The organism is Fibrella forsythiae (assembly GCF_017353175.1).
Lineage (GTDB): Bacteria > Bacteroidota > Bacteroidia > Cytophagales > Spirosomataceae > Fibrella > Fibrella forsythiae.
Map to the genome: position 1 here is coordinate 1,133,971 of NZ_JAFMYW010000002.1, position 21,654 is coordinate 1,155,624.

The 21,654-nt window shown below is 51.2% G+C and carries 19 protein-coding genes; 10 read left to right on the plus strand and 9 right to left on the minus strand.

The features are described 5' to 3' along the window. Window positions 1-46: 46 nt before the first annotated feature. The gene (locus tag J2I46_RS10720) at window positions 47-820 is read right to left on the minus strand and encodes an AMP nucleosidase (protein ID WP_207328991.1); all 774 of its coding nucleotides are present in this window, start codon (window positions 818-820) and stop codon (window positions 47-49) included. Between the two features lie 136 nt (window positions 821-956). On the opposite strand from J2I46_RS10720, the gene J2I46_RS10725 reads away from it, so the two are divergent. The 3 genes from J2I46_RS10725 to J2I46_RS10735 all read left to right on the plus strand — a co-directional run bounded on the left by J2I46_RS10725 (window position 957) and on the right by J2I46_RS10735 (window position 3,325). Beyond that, complete coding sequence (locus J2I46_RS10725; RefSeq protein WP_207328992.1) at window positions 957-1,403, plus strand: type I restriction enzyme HsdR N-terminal domain-containing protein; 447 nt, start codon at window positions 957-959, stop codon at window positions 1,401-1,403. 72 nt (window positions 1,404-1,475) lie between these two features. Further along, entirely contained in the window at window positions 1,476-2,315 is an 840-nt protein-coding gene (locus J2I46_RS10730) for a crotonase/enoyl-CoA hydratase family protein (protein ID WP_207328993.1), read from the plus strand. Between the two features lie 116 nt (window positions 2,316-2,431). After that, window positions 2,432-3,325 (plus strand): SDR family oxidoreductase, encoded by an 894-nt coding sequence (locus J2I46_RS10735; protein WP_207329170.1) that lies wholly within the window; start codon window positions 2,432-2,434, stop codon window positions 3,323-3,325. A gap of 69 nt (window positions 3,326-3,394) precedes the next feature. On the opposite strand, the gene J2I46_RS10740 is transcribed toward J2I46_RS10735, so the two are convergent. Beyond that, a complete protein-coding gene (locus J2I46_RS10740; RefSeq protein ID WP_207328994.1) occupies window positions 3,395-4,174 on the minus strand; it encodes a UDP-2,3-diacylglucosamine diphosphatase in 780 nt (259 codons plus the stop codon). A 125-nt stretch (window positions 4,175-4,299) separates the two neighbouring features. Here J2I46_RS10740 and J2I46_RS10745 point away from each other — a divergent pair, with 125 nt between their 5' ends. The 5 genes from J2I46_RS10745 (at window position 4,300) to J2I46_RS10765 (ending at window position 7,599) form a co-directional block, all read left to right on the plus strand. Continuing rightward, on the plus strand, window positions 4,300-5,073 hold the full coding sequence (locus tag J2I46_RS10745; protein WP_207328995.1) for a hypothetical protein: 774 nt from the start codon (window positions 4,300-4,302) through the stop codon (window positions 5,071-5,073). Then, window positions 5,070-5,315: a hypothetical protein gene (locus J2I46_RS10750; RefSeq protein ID WP_207328996.1), complete on the plus strand. Its 246-nt coding sequence runs from the start codon at window positions 5,070-5,072 to the stop codon at window positions 5,313-5,315. The genes J2I46_RS10745 and J2I46_RS10750 overlap by 4 nt, the downstream gene beginning before the upstream one ends. 75 nt (window positions 5,316-5,390) lie before the next feature. Continuing rightward, window positions 5,391-6,350: an OmpA family protein gene (locus tag J2I46_RS10755; protein WP_207328997.1), complete on the plus strand. Its 960-nt coding sequence runs from the start codon at window positions 5,391-5,393 to the stop codon at window positions 6,348-6,350. Window positions 6,351-6,369: 19 nt separating this feature from the next. After that, window positions 6,370-6,864 (plus strand): helix-hairpin-helix domain-containing protein, encoded by a 495-nt coding sequence (locus J2I46_RS10760; protein ID WP_207328998.1) that lies wholly within the window; start codon window positions 6,370-6,372, stop codon window positions 6,862-6,864. 12 nt (window positions 6,865-6,876) lie between these two features. Next, window positions 6,877-7,599 (plus strand): helix-hairpin-helix domain-containing protein, encoded by a 723-nt coding sequence (locus J2I46_RS10765; protein WP_207328999.1) that lies wholly within the window; start codon window positions 6,877-6,879, stop codon window positions 7,597-7,599. 65 nt (window positions 7,600-7,664) lie between these two features. On the opposite strand, the gene J2I46_RS10770 is transcribed toward J2I46_RS10765, so the two are convergent. The 5 genes from J2I46_RS10770 to J2I46_RS10790 all read right to left on the minus strand — a co-directional run bounded on the left by J2I46_RS10770 (window position 7,665) and on the right by J2I46_RS10790 (window position 14,826). Next, window positions 7,665-8,369: an endonuclease III domain-containing protein gene (locus J2I46_RS10770; RefSeq protein ID WP_207329000.1), complete on the minus strand. Its 705-nt coding sequence runs from the start codon at window positions 8,367-8,369 to the stop codon at window positions 7,665-7,667. 66 nt (window positions 8,370-8,435) lie between these two features. Then, window positions 8,436-9,149, minus strand: a complete 714-nt coding sequence (locus J2I46_RS10775; protein ID WP_207329001.1) for an SIR2 family NAD-dependent protein deacylase — start codon at window positions 9,147-9,149, stop codon at window positions 8,436-8,438. Window positions 9,150-9,373: 224 nt separating this feature from the next. Continuing rightward, the gene (gene topA / locus J2I46_RS10780) at window positions 9,374-11,974 is read right to left on the minus strand and encodes a type I DNA topoisomerase (protein ID WP_207329002.1); all 2,601 of its coding nucleotides are present in this window, start codon (window positions 11,972-11,974) and stop codon (window positions 9,374-9,376) included. A 304-nt stretch (window positions 11,975-12,278) separates the two neighbouring features. Then, window positions 12,279-12,977 carry a hypothetical protein gene (locus J2I46_RS10785; RefSeq protein WP_207329003.1) on the minus strand — a complete coding sequence of 233 codons (699 nt, stop codon included), beginning with the start codon at window positions 12,975-12,977 and terminating at the stop codon, window positions 12,279-12,281. Window positions 12,978-13,113: 136 nt separating this feature from the next. Then, window positions 13,114-14,826, minus strand: a complete 1,713-nt coding sequence (locus J2I46_RS10790; RefSeq protein WP_207329004.1) for a sodium:solute symporter family protein — start codon at window positions 14,824-14,826, stop codon at window positions 13,114-13,116. A gap of 357 nt (window positions 14,827-15,183) precedes the next feature. On the opposite strand from J2I46_RS10790, the gene J2I46_RS10795 reads away from it, so the two are divergent. After that, window positions 15,184-15,963, plus strand: coding sequence for a glucose 1-dehydrogenase (locus tag J2I46_RS10795; protein ID WP_207329005.1), 780 nt, complete (start codon window positions 15,184-15,186; stop codon window positions 15,961-15,963). An 86-nt stretch (window positions 15,964-16,049) separates the two neighbouring features. On the opposite strand, the gene J2I46_RS10800 is transcribed toward J2I46_RS10795, so the two are convergent. Together J2I46_RS10800 and selD are read right to left on the minus strand one after the other, a co-directional pair. Further along, complete coding sequence (locus J2I46_RS10800) at window positions 16,050-16,829, minus strand: alpha/beta fold hydrolase (RefSeq protein WP_207329006.1); 780 nt, start codon at window positions 16,827-16,829, stop codon at window positions 16,050-16,052. 55 nt (window positions 16,830-16,884) lie between these two features. Next, window positions 16,885-17,952 (minus strand): selenide, water dikinase SelD, encoded by a 1,068-nt coding sequence (gene selD, locus J2I46_RS10805; protein ID WP_207329007.1) that lies wholly within the window; start codon window positions 17,950-17,952, stop codon window positions 16,885-16,887. A 266-nt stretch (window positions 17,953-18,218) separates the two neighbouring features. On the opposite strand from selD, the gene J2I46_RS10810 reads away from it, so the two are divergent. Then, window positions 18,219-21,608 carry a TonB-dependent receptor gene (locus tag J2I46_RS10810; protein WP_207329008.1) on the plus strand — a complete coding sequence of 1,130 codons (3,390 nt, stop codon included), beginning with the start codon at window positions 18,219-18,221 and terminating at the stop codon, window positions 21,606-21,608. The last annotated feature ends 46 nt before the right edge of the window (window positions 21,609-21,654 follow it).

Here is a 21,654-nt window from a genome sequence, read left to right on the forward strand (position 1 = left end):
TTTCCTCCGTTCTCCTTTCCTCCGTTCTCCCTCTCCTGCTTCTTCTTTATTCAAACCGCAGGTGTTTCACTGATTCGCCGGAGGTGGCAAGTTCGAGTAGCGAGTCGATACCGATTTGAAGGTGCTTGTTGACGAAGTTGGTCGTTACTACCTTGTCGCTCTCTTCAGTTTTCACGCCTTCCGGTACCATCGGGTTATCAGAGACCAGTAGCAAGGCACCATGAGGAATTGCGTTGATGAAACCGACCGAGAAGATCGTGGCCGTTTCCATATCGATGGCCATAGCCCGGGTTTCTCGAAGGTATTCCTTGAATGTTTCGTCGTGCTCCCAGATTCGGCGGTTGGTTGTGTATACCGTGCCTGTCCAGTAATCCAGTTCGTGTTTTTTAATTGTTGACGAAACGGCCCGTTGCAGCCGGAATGAGGGCAGGGCCGGAATTTCAGGCCGCATGTAATCATTGCTGGTTCCTTCGCCCCGAATAGCGGCGATAGGGAGAATCAGATCACCGATCAGGGTACGTCGTTTCAGTCCACCGCATTTACCCAGGAAAAGCACGGCCTTGGGGCTAATGGCCGACAGCAAATCCATCACGGTGGCGGCCATTGCACTGCCCATCCCGAAATTAATGATCGTGATGTTATTGGCGGTTGCTGTTTGCATGGCCCGACCAATGCCATAAATCTCTACGTCATGGTCCTTGGCGAACATTTCGACGTAGTTGATAAAATTCGTCAGCAGAATATACTCGCCAAATTGGTCAATGGGCGTTCCGGTGTAGCGGGGGAGCCAGTTCTGTACTATTTCTTCTTTTGTTTTCATGTGTGTGACGAGCGAAAAAAGAGCATGGGTGATGTGGTGAAAAGTGAGATACGTGTCGTGAGCAAGGCCTGCGATGCACCGTTGTTCGCGCAGGTTTTCGTCTTTCCTTTCAAGGGTTCACCCATTATCTTCGTGTATGGATGCGCTAAATCTGCCTGAATTCGATTGCAAACTTACGGAGATCAATGGCAAACCGTATATTTTCGATTTGTTACGACGCAAGCACGTGCGATTAACGCCCGAAGAGTGGGTACGTCAGCATGTGGTTAATCTGTTGATCACGCATTATCATTACCCTAAGGCGCTAATACGGTCGGAAGGAGGGGTTGTATTGAATGCTACCCAGAAACGCACCGACCTGCTGGCCTTCACCCGCGATGGAAAGCCTTTCCTGATCGTTGAATGTAAGGCACCCCATATACCGCTCACACAGGCGGTGTTTGATCAGGCTGCTCGCTACAATCACGTGCATCAGGCCCCTTACCTGGTCATTACAAACGGGATTACTCATTATTGCTGTAACGTGTGTCAGGAAACAGCTAATATCACGTTTCTCGACGATTTTCCGGTATTTATTGGGTAACGACCTTGTCTTTTTGGGGGAATTTATACCTTTGCCCTGTATCAAAAATAGTATGCTTGCATACTACTTTCTATGGCAGAGACCTATAAATCGCTTTCAACTTCTACTCAGAACGGCGTACTCACCTTAACCTTGCTGGGCCCTGGTAAAGGCAATGCCATGGGGCCGGATTTTTGGGCAGAGCTTCCTGCTGCTATCGATGAGATTAACCAGATGGACGACGTTCGGGCGGTGGTAGTGCGGGGAAGTGGTGATCATTTTTCGTATGGCCTTGACCTACCTCAGATGATGCCCAAACTGGCCGCTATGGTTGGCCCCAACCAAATGGCTGATCGGCGGCGCGAGTTGATGGACATGATCCGGCAAATGCAGTCCGGGTTTCAGAAGATGCACGAGTCGCCCAAACCATTCATTGCAGCCATTCATGGCTGGTGTATTGGTGGAGGCCTCAATATGATTTCGGCGGCCGATATCCGGCTTTGTTCGTCAACGGCCAAATTCAGCCTGCGCGAGGCCAAACTGGCCATCACGCCCGACATTGGCGCTCTGCAATGGTTACCACGGATTGTAGGTGAAGGTATCACGCGCGAAATGGCATTCACGGCGGGCGATTATGACGCCACGTTTGCGCTGCGTACCGGCCTGGTCAATCATGTGCTGAATACACCGGATGAGCTGTTTGCCAAAGCGGACGAACTAGCCCAACAGATTGCCGACAACGCTGCACTGGCCGTGCAGGGGGCTAAAGCCGTGCTGAACTATGGGCTCGATAAATCGATTGATGCCGGACTACAATACGTAGCTGTCTGGAATTCATCGCAATTACAATCGATGGATTTTTCAGAAGCCATGCAGGCCACATCTGAACGTCGGCAGGCGGCTTTCAATAAAAAATTAAACAGAGGCTATTAAAAATCAGCGGTGCTCGAATTGCTTCCTGGGCGGTTAGCATCGCAGTAACGCACGAGAAACACACCCATTCGCTCATCCACTAGTTCACCCAGTTGAATGATATGATAAACACAGGCATGCTGCGCGATGACGCGCTTAAGGGTAAGACAATTATTGTAACGGGCGGCGGTACGGGTCTCGGTAAATCGATGACGCGGTATTTTCTGCAGCTCGGTGCAAACGTGACCATCTGTAGCCGCCGACAGGCAGTGCTGGACCAGACCGCGCAGGAACTGACCGACGAATTGAAAGACCAGGTTGGCGCTGGCCAGGTGCTGGCTATTGCCTGTGATGTTCGCGACCCGGTGGGAATTGAAAAAGTCATTGCCGATACCGTGGCACGGTTTGGCCAGGTTGATGGCCTGCTCAATAATTCAGCGGGTAACTTCATTAGCCCAACCGAACGACTGTCGTACAAAGCGTTTGATGTGGTGGTCGATATCGTGCTGCGTGGCACGTATTATTTCACCCTGGCCGTTGGCAAGTATTGGATCGAGAACAAGATAAAAGGCACTGTGCTGAATATCTCAACGACCTACGCCACTACGGGGTCTGGGTACGTTGTTCCGTCGGCGGTGGCTAAAGGCGGTGCCTTGATTATGACAAAGTCGCTGGCGGCCGAATGGGGCAAATACGGTATTCGGCTGAACGCCATTGCACCGGGGCCATTCCCAACGAAGGGTGCCTGGGATCGTCTTTTCCCTGAGCCGCTGGCCAGCATGATGGACCCCACAAGTCGTATTCCGCTGAAGCGCGTTGGCGAACATCAGGAACTGGCCAATCTGGCCGCTTACCTGCTCTCCGATTTCTCCGGGTACGTTACCGGTGAGTGCATCACTATCGACGGGGGCGAAGTACTGGCTGCCGGCGAGTTCAATCACCTCGAAAAAGTTACTGAAGATCAGTGGGATATGATTGGTGAAACAATCAAGCAGGCTAACCGCGAAAGCAAGAAAGAAGGTCAGAAGTAACGAGTGAACGTGATAAAGAGTGACCAGGTGACCATGCCTCATTAGCGATTGAGCAGCATGGTCACCTAGTCACTCTTTAAAGGTTTCAAGCCTAACGATAGCGCCATCAAATACGCCATAGGTACGTCCGTGAACCCATTCGCCGAGGTTGATATAACGGGCGGTGGGTGATACGGCCAGGTCGAGGGGAATATGACGATGGCCGAAAATGTAGTAATCGTGGTGCGTTTGAGACTCTATTTCCCGGCAGTAATGCCAGAGCCATTCGTGCTCTTCACCCCGGAAGACCTCTTCACCCTTTTCCATATTACTTATACGGCTCCGTCGCGACCAGGCTTGCGCCAGGCTGATACCAATGTCGGGGTGTAGCCAGCGGAAAGCCTGTTGGGCGAGGCTGCTTTCAAACACTTTTTTCAGTCGCTTGTATACGTGATCACCGGGGCCGAGCCCGTCGCCATGACCGATCAGCACCTGTTTTGTGCCCAGCTGATAGGAGCGGGGCTGGCGGTAAACCGGAATGCCCAGCTCGTCGGTGAAGTAATGGCGCATCCACATATCGTGGTTACCCGTGAAGAGCGTGATCGGCAGACCACCATCAGCTAGTTCAGCCAGTTTACCCTGCAGGCGCGTAAACCCCTTCGGAATAGCATGTTTGTATTCAAACCAGAAGTCGAATACATCGCCCACCAGAAACAGGGCGGCAGCGTCTGCCTCAAGGGCAGAAAGCCAGCGAACTACCGCTGCCTCCCGTTCACGGCTTTGGGCGGGAGAGGGCGTGCCTAGGTGAAAGTCAGAGGCAAAATAGATCTGGCGTCCCTGCGGGAGGGCAATATGGTCAATAGCATTCATGTGGGGCAAAAATACGTTAGAAACCGCAGGGCGCAGACGCATGCGCGTAACTCAACTTCCAGAAATTGATTCACAACATTCTGCTGTCAAATGGAGTTGAAGTGGCAGGTATATACGATCAACTTATGAAAAAGTCAGCCATTCTCTTCTCTATTACACTACTGGGCATGACCTCGTGTCGGCCAAACGTGACCGACGATGCTAACGATGCCGGTGGCACTGCCAGCCCCTATCTGGCAAAGCAGGTCGTCGGCGTACGAATGCTCTCGAGCGATGCTCCGTATGAAAAAGCAAGTAACCTGCTTGCTGAAGACCTCGTTCGGGGCACATTTGAGCTTGGCGGAGATACCGAGCTAGAGGTTGTTGACGAGAAGCAGGGCGGAAAATTTATATGGGGTAAGAACGAAGTAGATGTTTCGTTTGCTACCCAACGCCCATACCAGTCTATTTACCATGCCGAATACGCGTTTGACCGGATGTACCAGAACAAACCGGCTGCTAAAATGACCATGGATGCTGACCCTGACATGGCCGAAAAAGCGCCACAGAGTGGACCTGCCCCGGAAGGTACCGGAGCGGAGCAGCCTGCCGAATCAGCAACCGGCACCATTGAGAAGAAGGATGCTTCGGCTAAAAACGATACTGCTTCCAGCGTATCAAGGCAAACCGCCGTTGCGGCCCGTTTAGTAACGCCTGCCGTTACTACTAGTCGGTTTGCTGCCTACCCGGGCCTGGGTGACAAAGCAGTTTGGGATGCCTCAACAAAGACGATGCATGTGCTGTTGAATAATCACATCCTGAACGTCCGGGTAAACACCAGCGATAATGTGACAATGGCTCGTCAGCGGGCGGCTATTCTGGCCAACGTGATGCTCGATGAGGTATTGGGCAGTCATTGAACAAGTCTGCAGTTTTCTATAAAAAAGCCTTCTTCCAACAGGGAGAAGGCTTTTTTTTGGCTGAAATAACCGCCATCGGCCTGCGCGATACGTACCTGAACGATAGTGAATCAGTTGGATACGTTGCTGTGGTGGGTAGTTCGGCCGGACGGCGGCTGTATCTTGACCTGAAATTTGGTCATTCGCGGTCGAAAAAGCCTGATAGTGTTGCATTTATAAAACACAATCCTATTTTTGGATGACTATTGGCGACATCATTCGTCTAACCAGTTTCCTACACGTAACCACTTGGTAGGCTCAATTTTTACCCTCCATCTATGTTCACTAACAAAACCCCCTGGATTATTCTGCTCCTTCTCTGGATGGGCGGATCGACGTGGTGGCACGTCTGTAAGATCAAGCAGCTTTGTCTTGAGAAGCCCTTGACAGTTGCTGTACCTGGTGCTGATGTGTCAATGCCTGCCCTCACTATCACGGATGCCGACCGGCTAAACCTGAATGTTCCGGGCAACTTCAGCTATGCTAAATCAGGAGCTACGGCCAATGCTGCTGCCGTTGGGAATACCCTGCAAACACTGGCCGACTATCTGAAAGCCAATCCAACCCGGACGCTGGGTATAGATGGCTACTATCGGGCCGATGAACAGAACCCGTCGACGTACCCGAATCTGGGTGTGGCCAGAGCCGAGGATATTAAGGCTCAATTGGTGAAGATGGGTGTTCCGGCTACTCAACTGACAACAAACGGTATTCTGGTGAGTGAAGCTACTGCCAGCACAATGCCATACAACGCAAAAGGAGACTCACTCTATGGCGGTTTGGCCTTTGCCTTTACCGGCGTTACAACAGAGCCTGCCCCGGTGTCAGATACAATGGCGAAAGTGGTGCCGATGCCAAAAACAGAAGAAGCGCTGGCCGATGCCCAGAAATATACGTCAGTGTTCAAGCCAATCGACCTGTACTTCAAGCTGAGTGAATCGAGCTATATTCAGACCAAAGACACAAAGAAATTTTTTGAAGAAGCCGCGAAATACCTGAAGGAGAACAAGGATAAAAAACTGTTGCTGACCGGCCATACGGATAATGCAGGCCCGGATGCCGTGAACATGGAACTGTCGAAGGCGCGGGCTGCTACGGTGAAAAGCCGCCTCCGGAAGGGAGGCATTGCTGCCGATCAGATCATGGTTGAAGCCAAGGGCGAAACCCAGCCAAAAGAGTCGAATGAGACACTGGAAGGCCGTAAAGCCAATCGTCGGGTTACCGTTGTTGTTCAATAACCGAAAACGCTGAAGCACTATGTTTACCATGAATCCCCTGAATTTGCCCGACGCTACCCTACAGCACTGGATTATGCTGTTTGTGGCTGGTACGCTGGGTTTTATTATTGGCTACATTTCCCGGAAAGGGATGATTGCCCAGCTGGAAGGCGATCTGGCCAGCACAGAACGCGAACTGGCCGACTGCACGCGCGTAGTAACAGCTGCTCCTTCTGATCAGGAATCGCTGATTCTGAGCCGGGTACGTGCCCGGGCTAATGAGCTGGATTTCTCATACATTGGTCGGGCTACGGCTGCTGAAGCCGACGACCTGAAAGACATCGTAGGCGTTGGGCCATTTCTGGAAAAGAAACTTCATGCCATTGGCATTTACACCTTCAGGCAGATCGCCAACTTTACCAAAGAAGACGTGGCTAAAGTAAACGACATCATCGAGTTTTTCCCCGGCCGTATCGAACGCGACGACTGGGTGGGCCAGTCGGCTGAGTTTGAACGTAAGAAACGTAACGCTTAACCCCCTACACCCATGTTTGGATTAGATCCTTTTAGTCGCCCAGTCGCTATAATTGAAATGTTGCTGCTGCTTTCGCTGGCGGCGTTTGTTGGCTGGCTGATCGCTCGCCTTATTCTGAATGGCCGTGTTAGTGCATTGCAGGCCGAGATTGCCGAAAAAGAAGCCGAGCTGGACAACTGTCGTCGTTCGAAAGCTACGGCTTCAAAACCTCCGGTCAATACCATTCGGACAGACGTGGCTTCGCCCTCTGTTGTTACCGAACCACTGATTGTACCGGCTATGGCCGCTCCGGTGCTGGAAGTACCGGTAGAGCTTCCCCCCGTTGTGGAAACAACGGTTATCCAGCCTGTTGTAGGCGTTGTAGCACCACCGCTGGCCGAGCCTGTGGTGTTGCCAACCATATCGTCCGCTCCACCCGTTGCCAGTTCAGAAGATGCGGTTCTGAACCGTATTGCGTCGAGGGCAAACGAAATCAACTTTGATCGTATTGGTCGGGCTACGGCTGCTGAAGCCGATGACCTAAAAGATATCGTAGGCGTTGGGCCATTTCTGGAGCGTAAACTACACAGCCTGGGTATCTACACGTTTAGGCAGGTTGGGAATTTCACCAAAGAAGACATCGATAAAGTGAATGAGATCATCGAGTTCTTCCCCGGCCGTATCGAGCGCGACAACTGGGTGAGCCAGTCTAAAGCGTTTTACGAACAGAAGTACGGTGGAAGAGTAACAGAATAGTGATTGATGCATTCGTTTGAACGGGTTATCAGCAGCAACTGGTAACCCGTTTTGGTTGGAACCTGTCACTTTTTCCGGGTTGGCGTGCTGCTCAAGATCAGTGTCTTTCCCGATTTCAGGAAGTCGCAGTGCGGTGCCAGCACACACTGGTCGCATTTTGGGTGGTACCAGGTGCAGGTACGCTGTCCGTGCCAATAGAAGTGTTTATGAAAATTGAAGAGGTCTACGGCGTCGTTCGGAAGGGCTGTCAGCAGCAGATCATGGGCTTTTCCGGCGCTTACTTTCGGCCCAATCATGCCAACCCGCTGCGTAACGCGATGCACGTGCGTATCAACGGGTAGTACGGGTTTCTGAAACGAAAAAAGTAGCAGCAATGTAGACGTTTTTGGGCCAATACCGGGAAGCCTGTTTAGCCATTGCATGGCCTCATGGGTCGACATATCGGCCAGAAAATCAATGTTGGCCTGGCCTCGCTCCGCAATTAATACGGTCAGTAATTGCTGGATATAGGGAGCTTTCACTTCCGGATAATTAGCCGTTTTAATCGCATCGATTAACTCAGCCAATGGCGCATCACGAACAGCTTCCCAGCTCGGAAACTGCTCGCGCATGGTCCGGTAGGCCGTTACTTCGTTATCATGCGTTGTTCGGTGCGACAGGATCGTTCCTACCAACTCATGCATAGGATCTTTGTAGCCGTAGATGGCCTGAATACCGTATTGTTCGTTCAGCAGTTGATGCGCCAGCAACGTCTTTTCCGAGGGTGTCATGCTTTCGAAACACAGAGGACGTACCTGACGCCGATTTACACCGGTTAATCTTTTTAACTGGACCGGCTACAACCGGGTTGCCAGTGCTTCGGCAATCAGCCTGTCGGCTAGTTGGGTCATGCCCACACTGGCGGGTTCGCCGATGAGTGTCAGATTCGGGCGTGGACGAATGTCGGGCAGATTGGGGTCAACAACGTAAATAGGAACCGTTTTAGGGATGTAATCTACCAGACCTGCTGCCGGGTAAACAACCAGCGACGTACCTACTACGATGAAAATATCCGCTGTCAGGGCTACGTCAACGGCTTCCTCCATCATGGGAACCGATTCGCCGAACCAGACAATATGCGGCCTGAGCTGCGACCCCTTCTCGCAGGTATCGCCCAGTTTTATTTCCCATCCGTCGATCTCATATACCAGCGATTCATCGATTGAACTGCGCGACTTTGACAATTCTCCGTGGAGGTGGAGTACGTGCGTCGAACCTGCTTTCTCGTGCAGGCCGTCAACGTTCTGGGTGACGATTGTAACATCGTAATAATCTTCCAGCCGGGCCAGAGCGTAATGCCCGGCATTTGGCTCAACGGATTGTGCCTGTTTACGTCGCTGGTTATAAAAATCGAGCACCAACTGGCGATCTTTTCGCCAGCCGTCGGGCGTAGCTACATCTTCAATCCGGTGGTTTTCCCAGAGCCCGTTCGAGTCGCGAAAGGTAGCAATTCCGCTTTCCGCACTGATACCTGCACCTGTTAAGACAACGATTTTTTGACGCGTTTTCATCGTATCAAGATACGGAATAGTAGCGGAATTCAAGAAGGAAATCCTAGCTGATCAGGCGTAAAAACGACCTGCAAAAAAGAAGCTCTACCAGTTGGCAGAGCTTCAGATGGATCACTATTAGCTGTTTTAAACGGGTCATGTGCATTGTCTTCGACGGGGCAACAAAACCACCGTAAAAGCAGTGAATCTGGTATGTTTAAACGGCTTCCAATATAAGCAATGGCTTATTTCTTCTTGGCTACAGCTTTCTTGGCGGGAGCTTTTGCCGCCGTTTTGGTTGTAGTCGATTTCGCTGCTGTCGCTTTTTTAGCCGGTGCCTTCTTGGCTGTTTCGCCTTTCGGATCATCGCCAGCCAGCTCCAAACATTTCTCCAGCGTCAGTTCGGCAGGGTCAATGTCTTTGGGCAGGCGTACATTCCGTTTGCCAACCGCCAGATACGGGCCATACATGCCGTTAACAACTTTTATTTCAGGGCGTTCCGGGAATTCCTTGATATACTTATTGGCCTCGGCATTACGCTTCTGCTGAATCAGTTCAATGGCCCGTTCCAGCGTTAAGCCCGCCAGTTGTTCACCTTTTGCCAGCGAAATGTACTTGTCTTCATATTTCACATACGGCCCAAAGCGACCCTTACCGGTAGTGACAAGCTTACCTTCAAACTCGCCAATGGCCTCGCTGGCCGACTCGGTTCGTTTCTGCTGAATCAGTTCAGCCGCACGCTCGGCCGTGATCGTATACGGGTCATCTTCCTTGCCAAGCGAAACATACTTGCCGTCGTGCTTTACATACGGGCCAAACTTACCAACTCCGATGGTCATGGCCTGATCTTCGAACATACCAACCTCTCGGGGCAGCCCGAACAGGCTAAGCGCATCTTCCAGCGAAATGGATTCGATCAACTGACCATCACGGAGGTTGGCATACTGTGGCTTTTCCTCGTCGGTCGATTCCCCAATTTGCACGTAAGCGCCATACTTGCCCAGCCGGGCCGATACACGCTTACCCGTTTTGGGGTCGATTCCGAGTTCTTTAGCCCCGGTTTTAAAGCTAATGCCGGCGGCGGCTCCCTGAATATCTTCGATGTTCTTGTGGAAGTCACCGTAGAAATCCTGTAGCATCGTCTGCCACTCCAGCTTACCGCCCGCAATTTCATCGAACTCCTGCTCAACGTTGGCTGTGAACTTGTAATCGACAATGCCGGGGAAATACTCCATCAGAAAGTCGCAGACAACTACACCGGTGTTGGTCGGGAACAGCTTGGCTTTTTCGGAGCCAAACGTTTCTTTGCCGCTTGTTTCGGTAATCGTCTCAGCCTGAAGGGTATACTCCTTAAATGTGCGTTCCTGGCCAGGCTTATCCTGTTTGGTAACGTACCCACGGTTGATGATCGTCGAGATGGTTGGCGCGTAAGTTGATGGGCGACCAATGCCCATTTCTTCGAGCTTTTTCACCAACGATGCTTCTGCGTAGCGCGGTTGCGGGCGGGTGAATTTTTCCGACGCTTTCATCTGGCTCAAGTCCAGCTCCTGCCCGATGTTCAGCGGCGGCAGCATACCCTTTGCATCTTCGTCGTCTTCGTCATCTTTCGATTCGAGATAGACTTTCAGGAAACCATCGAACTTGATGACCTCACCCTGAGCGATCAGTTCCGTTGGGAAGCCTTCGGTAGGTACGCCCGTCGTGCGGATATTGATCGATACGGTAGTGCGCTCCAGCTGAGCGTCAGCCATTTGCGAGGCAATAGACCGTTTCCAGATCAGTTCATAGAGGCGTTTCTGATCACGATCTGCCCCAGCACTATGGTCATTGAAGTTTGTTGGCCTGATGGCTTCGTGTGCCTCCTGAGCCGACTCGTTCTTATTCTTGAAATGCCGCTTCTGTACATACCGATCATCGAATGCAGACGTGATTTCGGCAACGGCTTTATCAACCGCCTCCGTTGAAAGATTCAGCGAGTCGGTCCTCATATACGAAATTTTACCCGCCTCATACAGATTCTGGGCAATGCGCATGGTGCGGTCTACTGAATAACCGAGTTTGCGCGATGCTTCCTGCTGAAGCGTCGAGGTCGTAAACGGTGGCGCGGGTGATTTCTTGGCCGGTTTCACATCCAGGCTTTTGATCGTGAACGTGGCGCCAATACACTGTTCCAGGAAGCTACGCGCTTCGGCAACTGTAGCAAAGTTTTTGGGCAATTCGGCGTTGAGCACTTTACCGCCATCAACGATAAACTGGGCCGTTACTTTAAAGCTGGACTTGGCATTGTGCTTGTCGATCTCCCGTTCGCGTTCAACCACCAGCCGCAGAGCCACTGATTGAACCCGGCCCGCCGACAGGCCCGTGCTACCACCTTTGATCTTTCGCCACAAAACCGGCGACAATTCGTAACCAACGAGCCGGTCGAGCACACGCCGTGCCTGCTGCGCGTTTACCAGATCGAGGTCAATGGTACGGGGAATCTGAATGGCATTCAGAATCGCGTTTTTCGTGATTTCACGGAACACGATTCGCTTTGTGTCGGCTTTCAGGCCAAGGGCTTCTTTCAGGTGCCACGAAATGGCTTCGCCTTCGCGGTCATCATCTGTTGCCAGCCACACTTCATCGGCATCTTTCGCCAGTTTCTTTAACTCACTGACAAGCTGCTTTTTATCAGGCGAAATCTGATAATCGGGTGCGAATCCGTTCTTCACATCAACGGCCAGGCCGTCTTTAGGCAGGTCGCGAATGTGGCCAAAACTAGACCGGACCGTGAAGTCGCGACCGAGGTAGCCTTCAATTGTTTTCGCCTTCGCGGGCGACTCGACAATGACTAAGTTCTTTGACATAAAGTGTCCTGCAGTTGATGATGTAGACCGTTCACGTTCTGTGCCAGATATAGCGGTTGGGGTCAAATATAGACGCAAACCAATTATATCATGCAAGGCGCGTGATCGGCAAAACCAGTTATAAGGGGGGAAAATGGTCTACTTAACTAACACGTTCCTGTGGTTGAACGTTCGGTTAAGGAAATGTATTATCGACGCTTATTTGTCTAATTATCAGACAATTGAAACGTAAAAGATTGCTCCCGATTTGCGTTAAACAAAGGCATATTACCTACTGTTCATAAAAAATAGGTGAGCGGTGTATTTAATGACGCGAATATTGGCGATACCGTTGCAAAACAGCGAATGTAAGATCGTATTCTGACGCTTGCAACACGAAGTCATCATTGAAATTGCAGTAGTCACGGAAGGTTTCGATGGTCTCTCCCTGCAAGTCGGTAGCCCGCTGCGTGATTAGTTCAACCCGGTAGTTGGCGAGCATCCGCTTGCGGTGTTGCTGACTGATGACAGCCGCTTTACGGCTGGCTTTAGCCTGCTTGCTGAACAGTTCATACAGTAATGTGACCGGCGATTGAGCCAGACTGAAAATCTGTTCGCCCGACAAATTCTTACGGGCTTCGGGCTCACGTAGCAGTTGCTCCAGTTCCTTACGTACCTCGGCTTCGCGTCTGCCCCGAACAGTCAACGTTGGCAGGTTGACAACCTCGTCGGATAGCTGCCGTTTCATGACCAGTTGAGGTTCCTTGTTAACACCATCCCATTTCAAGCCGGCCCGGCCGTGGCTGGGGCTGGTAACGATTACAGAATCGCCCGGTTTTACGTCGAGGTAAAAAGCTCCGGAAACGTTGGTACGGCCAATCGCCTGCGTTCGTGGGTTGATCACGGTTGCGTTGTTTACCCCGCTGCCGTTCTCCTGATCCAGCACCTTTCCGATAATGAACCGGGGTGTCTGGGCCTTACAAAAAGCGGGTAAAAGCAGAAGCAACGTAAAAAACAGACGCATGGAGAATTGAAAACAGGAGAGTGCAAAAATAACGGACCGCAACGCTAATCCTGTATGGTGTGGGATGGGTACGTTACTCTATTGAACCCATAAATAGCCCTAAACAGTGCCTGCAAGCCTGTTTGGGTACGTTAGATTAAGAGATTTTAACAGCTGCGTCTGCTTTGGCAGGGGTAAACTGGTTCAGTACCAGGGCAAAAAGCATGACCAGCAGGCAACCAACCACGTTAAGCCACAGAAAAGCCATCAGATCGAATTGGTAGCAGCCAACTACAATGGCTTCGGCCAGAAGCGCCGCCCAGAAGGTTGCCCGGCCACCAACAGACTTCAGGTAAAAGGCCACGCAGAAGATACCCAGAATAACGCCGTAGAATAGTGACCCAAGTACATTCACGATCTCGATCATGCTCCCGCCGATCATGTTGGCAAACTGCGCTACGATGATGCAGAATACGCCCCAGCCCAATGTCAGCCAGCGCGAGAGCGCCACTTCGCTGATTTTCTGATCAGCAACAGGCACAATTCGGTTATAGACATCAACAACCGAGGTCGACGCCAGTGAATTGTAGGCCGACGCGATGGAGCCCATTGAAGCGATGAACAGCGCGGCGATGAGCAGGCCAATCAGCCCATGCGGCAGGTGATCGAGCACGAACCGCAGGAACACATAGTTGACATCGTTGGTATCAGCCGTGGGATTGTTCTTCTTCACCAGCGCAGATACATCTTTGCGGAGCCTGGTCAGTTCGCCATCGCTGGCTTTGATCTGCTCGCCTGCCTGATCAGCCGCCAGGTCATTATGCGATTGAATGGCCACTTCCAGGTCGGCAACAGCTTCGCGGCGGGTGGCACTGAGGGTCTGATGTTTAATGTCGAGAAGCTGAAATTCGGAAGCGAATGGACCTGAACGGAGACGTTCGGTTTCCTGCTGGTTAAAAAAGATAGGCGATTCGTTGAATTGATAGAATACAAAGACAAGTACGCCCACCAGCAGAATCAGAAACTGCATGGGTACTTTCAACAAGCCGTTCATGAGCAGCCCCACACGGCTCTGCGTGATGGATTGCCCGGTCAGGTAGCGCCCCACCTGCGATTGGTCGGTACCGAAATAAGAGAGTTGCAAAAAGAAGCCGCCAATCAGCCCCGACCATAGATTGTACCGGTTCTGCAAATCAAATTTAGTATCGATTAGGTTGAGGCGACCCGCTTTGCCCGCTACGCGTAACGCATCAGTGAAGCCCATACTTTCGGGCAGTAACCGTACGGTGAGCCATCCCGCAACCACCATCACTACGGTGACGATCAGCATTTGGGTCAAGTGCGTGTGTGAAATAGCTTTGGTACCACCGGTGACGGTATAAACCAGTACCAGCCCGCCCATGATCAGGTTGGTCAGGTAAATATTCCAGCCGAGGATAGTGGACAGAATAATGGCTGGCGCATAAATCGACAAGCCCGTTGACAGGCCGCGCTGCAATAGGAAGAGGCCCGCCGTAAGGGAACGTACCCGGCCGTCGAACCGCTTCTCCAGGAATTCGTAGGCAGTATAGACGTTTAGTTTGGAAAAAATTGGCACGAAGGTGACCGAGAGCACGATCATGGCCAGCGGAAGGCCGAAATAGAACTGAACAAACCGCATACCGTCGGTAAAGCCCTGCCCCGGTGCAGATAAAAACGTGATGGCGCTTGCCTGCGTAGCCATCACAGAAAGGCCTACGTGATACCACGGCAGCGACTGTCCGGCGCGGGTGAAATCATCAAAATCCTGTTGCCCGCGACTTCTGTACAGGCCGTAGCCAACCAGTACGGCCAGTGTGCTGCTTAGTACCCACCAGTCCAGACTGCTCATGCGAACCAGCGCATTAGGCCATAGAAAAAGGCAATCTCGAGGAGCAGGGCACCAATGACCACGGCATAAGCACGCGGCCAGGAGCCAAAGAGAGGTGAGTCAGATGAGGCGGGCATAGGGATGAAGATTGGCAGTAAATGTACGCACGAACCGTTGGACTGCCGATGCTGTAGTCTGAAGCTGTAACGCACAAATGATGCCACCTCTTATTTTTGGCTGGCTTAATTGGTTGGCTACAATGTCGATTTACTTCGGGCTGGTAGTAGCACCCATCTGTTCAATTGCCTACCTTATCCAATAAACCAGTTAACTAATCAACCAATTGCCCAGTCAACCATTTAACCAATTAACGAAGAGATGACCATTGCCCAAACTGAAAAGGCCGTTTTCGACCTGACGGATAAAGTCGCCATTATCACCGGAGCTAGTAAAGGTATTGGCGAAGACATCGCCCGGCTCTACGCTCGCTTTGGCGCCAAAGTCATAGTCAGCAGCCGCAAACAGGATGCCTGCGACACACTGGCTGCCGACATAAAAGCAGCAGGAGGAGAGGCTACTGGCATTGCGGCCCATGTGGGCGACATGGATCAACTGGCGCAACTAGTTGAAAAAACTGTTGCGGTGTATGGTGGCGTCGATATCCTGGTCAATAATGCCGCGTCGAATCCGGTGTTTGGCCCATCGCTGGATGCCGACGGTGCCGCGTTCGACAAGATCATGCAGGCTAATGTGAAGGCCCCTTTTGAACTGAGTAAGCTATGCTACCCAAGCATGAAAGCCCGTGGTGGTGGCAGCGTTATTATGGTCAGCAGTATTGCCGGCCACACGCCCGATCCGGGTCTTGGTCTTTACAGTGTCAGTAAAGCAGCCTTGAACATGCTGACGAAAGTGCTGGCGAAAGAATGGGGGACTGATGGCATTCGGGTAAATGCTATTTGCCCCGGCCTGATCAAAACCAAGTTCAGTCAGGCACTTTGGCAGGATGACAAAACGCTGGCACACTTTACCAAACGCCTGCCTATTGCCCGCATGGGTACTACCGACGAAATTAGCCCACTGGCCTTATTCCTCGCTTCATCTGCCTCATCGTATTCCACCGGTAGCCTGTTTTATGCTGATGGGGGAACTGTAATTTGAAGTGAGAGTGAAGAACTAAGAATTGTTTCGTCACAAGCACGAAGTGTCTTCCTGCGAAGCAATTCTTAGTTCTTCACTCTTATTTCTTAATTCAAAAACCCCATCAACGCCTCCACAAATTCGGCGGGCTGCTCGGCTTGTACCCAATGGCCGGCGTCTTCGATCGTGACGAGTTGGGCGTTGGGGAAAAGCCGGAGAATGGCGGGCCAGTCGCTGTCGAGAATGTAGGGTGACCGCGCTCCGCGTATGAATAAGGTACGTTCGGTGATCGGATGCGGGTTGGTCAGCTCTTCACCGACGCCATGGATCTCGCGGCTAATCACCGGCAGATTCAGCCGCCAGGCAAATTGAGACGTACCTGCAATTTCTTCCCGGTACAGGTTCTTGAGCAAAAACTGCCGAACCGTTGGCGACGGCTCGTAGGGGGCTAAAGCGGCATCGGCTTCGGCGCGGGTACGAACACCTTTTAGATCAATAGAAGCTAATCCGCGAAGGATTTCGCTGTGATGAACCGGGTAAAACTTGGGGGCAATGTCAACGATAACAAGGCTTGTAAACGTACCTGGGTACGTAAACACGTATTGCATCATGGTTTTGCCGCCCATCGAATGCCCAACCAGAATAGGCTTCTCCAGACCGAGGTCGGTAATCAGTTCGTGGATATCTGCCGCCATATCGACGTACGAAAAGTCATCGCTGCGGGGCGACTGTCCGTGGTTGCGCTGATCGGGCAAAATAACGCGGTAACCTTGTGCGGCAATCGTTTTACTGATCGTGAGCCAGTTGTCGGATGAGCCAAAAATGCCGTGGACAATAATAAGTGGTGTCGCCGTGGGTTCGCCCACTTCGCGGTAATACAGTTTCATAGGTTTTTATACATGGGTTTCAACACAGCGGCGAGCCCGTCTCTGTGCCAAAACCTTATGATACATAGACGACTTTTTCCTGCTTCGCCACCATTGTGCCGAATGACGTTAGGTTGAAGCCGTTTTCTTTCGCCATGCGTTCAAATTCGTCTGTGCAATGCGGTTCAACGGCGATGAGCAAACCGCCTGACGTTTGCGGATCGGCCAGGATGTGGCGTTGACTGTCGGTAAGCTCCGCGATTTTGTGGCCGTAGCTATCCCAGTTACGATGCGTGCCGCCGGGAATACTGCCCTGAGCCAGGTACGTGTCAACTATTTCCAGCCTGGGTACGTCGTCGAAACGAATATCGGCACTCAGTCCGCTACCTTCCGCCATTTCGGTGAGGTGGCCAAGCAGGCCGAAACCGGTTACGTCGGTCAGAGCTTTTACGTAGGGCAGATGACCTAACACAGCCCCGAATGAGTTGAGTTGGGCCATTTGACGGGGAGCCAGATCGGCGTGTTCGGGCAGTAGAATGCCTTTTTTCTGGGCGGTTGTCAGGATGCCTACGCCCAGCGGTTTGGTCAGGTAAAGTACACAGCCTTCGGTGGCAGTGTTGTTCTGTTTTAAGTCGCTGATACGTACCCGGCCTGTTACGGCTAGTCCGAAAACTGGTTCGGGGCAATCGATACTATGACCACCTGCTAGGGGAATACCTGCTTCGGCACAAATGGCCCGGCTACCGGCAATGACTTCCCCGGCTATTTCAGGCGACAGCTTATCGATGGGCCAGCCAAGAATCGCAATGGCCATAATGGGCTGACCGCCCATCGCATACACATCACTGATCGCGTTGGCTGATGCGATGCGCCCAAAATCGAAGGCATTGTCGACGATGGGCATGAAAAAGTCGGTGGTGCTGATGATAGCCTCACCGTTTCCCAGATCCATAACTGCAGCGTCATCGCGGGCGTCGTTTCCAACTAACAAAGTAGAAAAGAGATTGGCTGGCGAAGTAGGTCCACTGGCCTGTCCGTGCAGAATACGGTCGAGCACTTTAGGGGCAATTTTGCAGCCGCAGCCCGCCCCATGACTATACTGAGTGAGCTTAATGGTTGCGTTACTATCGGAGGTTGGTATCATCGGAAATTGGAGTGAAATCAAGTAGACTAACGCAGAAGGTTGCCTTTGGGTTGGCTTAACAATAAGATAACAATAACCTACTAGGCTGATAGCATGGAAAATATGTAATTTTTAAAGAAATAAGCCGCGTAATAAGTGAAACATAGCACTTTTTGTAGAAAATAGACTTGGCGGTCCCGAAAACTTGTCTGACCTTTGCCCCCGAAAACAATTCCATATCCAACCGTGTGGACTTGACTGCATTAACAATCAAACCAAACACTTCTATGTTTAAAAAGCTACTGCGCTTCCGGGCAGCTTTCTTACTGCTTGCCAGTATGATGCTGACCGTAATCCTCGGGGGCGGGGCCATGGCACAGGTAACTTCTGGTGCCATTAACGGTATTGTTACCGATAACAAAGGGGAGGGTCTTCCCGGTGCTACGGTTATTGCCATTCACGAGCCATCGGGGACTCGGTACGGAACAACGTCGAATGCATCAGGGCGTTATACATTGCCAACAGTACGGGTAGGTGGACCATATACCATCAAAGTGACATTTGTCGGTTACAAAGATCAAACGACAAACAACGCATTTGTGAGCCTGGGAACAGCAGCTGATGCCAACTTCAGACTAACAGACGAAGGTACAAGCCTGAACGAAGTGGTAATTACCACGAACCGGTCAGATATTTTTAGCTCGGATCGCACGGGTGCTGCTTCGTCATTTGGACGGGAAGCCATCAACACGACACCAACAATTGGCCGTACGATTAACGACATTACCAAGTACAACCCATATGGTAATGGTCAATCATTCGCTGGTCAGGACAGCCGCTTCAACAATATCACTATTGATGGCGCTGTGTTCAACAATGGTTTTGGTCTGGGTAGCTCAGCACAAGCTGGTGGCCGGACAGGTACAACGGCCGTGTCGCTCGACGCGCTTGATCAGGTTCAGGTTAACGTAGCACCTTATGACGTTCGTCAGTCGGGCTTCACCGGTGCCGGTATCAACGCCGTTACCCGCTCAGGTACAAACGAATTCTCAGGTTCAGCTTACACCCTGTTCCGTTCTGATAAAGTTGTTGGTAAAACGGTAGGTGGTGTGACATATACACCGGCACCAAATCTTAGCGAAACCACGTACGGTTTCCGGTTGGGTGGTCCGATCATCAAAGACAAACTGTTCTTCTTTGTTAATGGTGAGCAGTTCGACAGCAGCACACCTGCTCTGACCTATTCGTTGGACCGTGGACAAACCAGCGGAAATATTTCGCGTTTGACAGCGGCAGAAGCGGCTGATCTGACGAGTTTCATGCAGACCAACTTTGGCCGCGCCTTAGGGCCTTTCGACGGTTTCAATAACCAGGTGAAGAGTATTAAAGGACTGGTTCGTCTGGATTATAATATCAACGACAATCATAAACTGTCGGTACGGTATTCGCATCACAATTCGGAGTCGGATGTTCCCATTAGTAATAGCAGCAGTAGCAACACAGCCGGTAATGGTAACCGGACCAATTTGCGGGATGCTATATCGCCGGAAAGCAGTGGTTATATCATCGCCGATAATACCCGCTCGATCGCAGCTGAATTGACATCAACGCTTGGTAGCAAAGTGTCGAACGACCTGATTGTTACCTATAACAAGCAGGTTGAAGACCGTACGTATAAGACGGGCTTGTTCCCAACGATTGATATCCTTAATGCACCGGGTGGAACTACGCTGACATCGATTGGTTTTGATCCATTCACGCCTAGTAACAAATTGAACTATTCGACGTTCAACATCACGGATAATATCAGCTATTATGCAGGCAAACACACGTTAACTGCTGGATTGGTTTACGAACACTTTACATCGAACAACGTGTTCTTCCCATCGTCAAATGGTGTGTATGTCTACAACTCAATTGCTGACTTCAAGGCAGCTGCTTTAGCGTCAATCGCTAACCCTACGAGTACGACTTCGCCGGTAGCGGTAAACCGTTACAACCTGCGTTACTCATTAATCGACGGTGGTGCTGAGCCACTGCAACGTCTGGACCGCGACCTGTATAGCGCCTACATTCAGGATGAGTATCAGGCCACACCAAACTTCAAATTGACGTTGGGTCTGCGCGGTGATGTTTACGCTTATGACGATTCAAACGCTGCTTCATTCAACAACCAGCGTGTGGCGGACTTAAATTTCCGTGATGAAAATAACAACAATCAATATAAGATCACGACAGGCTCATTCCCCAAACCACGGCTGTTAATTTCGCCCCGTGTTGGTTTTAACTGGGATGTGAAAGGTGATAAGACAACACAGATTCGTGGTGGTAGTGGTTTCTTCGTATCACGTATACCTGAGGTATTGATATCAAACCAGTTGGGTAACAACGGTATCAATACGGCAGTGTTCAACTTAACGAACACGCGTGTTCCATTCGTTACTGACCCAAGCAAATTGCCAGCTGGTATTCTGCCGGCTCCTACAAGTCCGCAAAGCTTGACCGGTTATGCCATAAACGCATCGGATCAGGATTTAAAATACCCACAAATCTGGAAAACGAACATTGCCGTTGATCAGCGCTTGCCTTTAGGTTTGGTAGCTACGGTTGAGTTCATCTACAACAAAACGCTGAACGGCCTACGTTATATCGATGCTAACCTTGCCGCACCGAACGCAACAACGCCTGATGGTCGTCCACGCTTCCCGGCGTTAGGCTTGAGTGGTACAGCAGCTACCAATGCCCGTTTTATCAATCCGACAATTAGTAATGCCTTTGTGTTGAAAAACACGGATCAGGGCGATTCATACATTGCGACGATCAAACTGGAGAAGCCAGCTGTGAAAGGATTTGGCGGATTTGTTTCATACACCTACGGAGAAGCGCGTGATATCGCCTTTGTGGGTAGCACGGTTCAAGCTAACGTACCTACAACCCTTGGTCAGAATTACCTGCCCCTGACGTATTCAGATAACGATCTGCGTCACCGCATCGTTGGTTTACTGAATTACCGGTTGAACTACGGCGGTAAAGTGGGTGGCTCGTCTACTTTCACTCTGGGTCTGGTGTCGAACAGCGGTTCAAAGATTTCATACACCTATGGCCAGGATGTGAATGGTGACGGACAGAATGCGAACGACCTGATCTTCGTACCGAACAAGGCATCTGATTTGACGTTCCGGCCATTGGTAGTGACCACGGCCGCTACAGCTACTACGCCTTCTTCATCTGTTACCTACACCGCAGCACAGCAGCAGGCTGCGCTAGACGCTTTTATCGATGGCAACGATTATTTGAAAACCCGTCGCGGTCAGTTTGCTGAGCGGAATGGCGGTGCTTTCCCCTGGTTGACCCGTGTTGACTTCACATTCATCCAGGAGTTCTACTTCAACGTTGGTGCAAAAGGTAAGCGCAACACAATTCAGCTTCGTGCTGACATTCTGAATGTAGGTAACTTGCTCAACGACTCGTGGGGTATTGGCTACCAATCGACATCGTTCAATCCCCTTTCTGCAACGGTAGCAGCGAACGGAGCACTCTCATACACACTGGCTACGCAGTCGGTTACAGAAGGTGGTGTATCGAAAACTGTCTTGTTGCGTGATTCATTCGCGCCTAACGTGTCGCTGAACTCCGTTTGGCAGGCTCAATTTGGCCTTCGTTATATCTTCAACTAAGAAGAATAACGTACCTGAAAATGAAACCCCCGACCAGATATGGCCG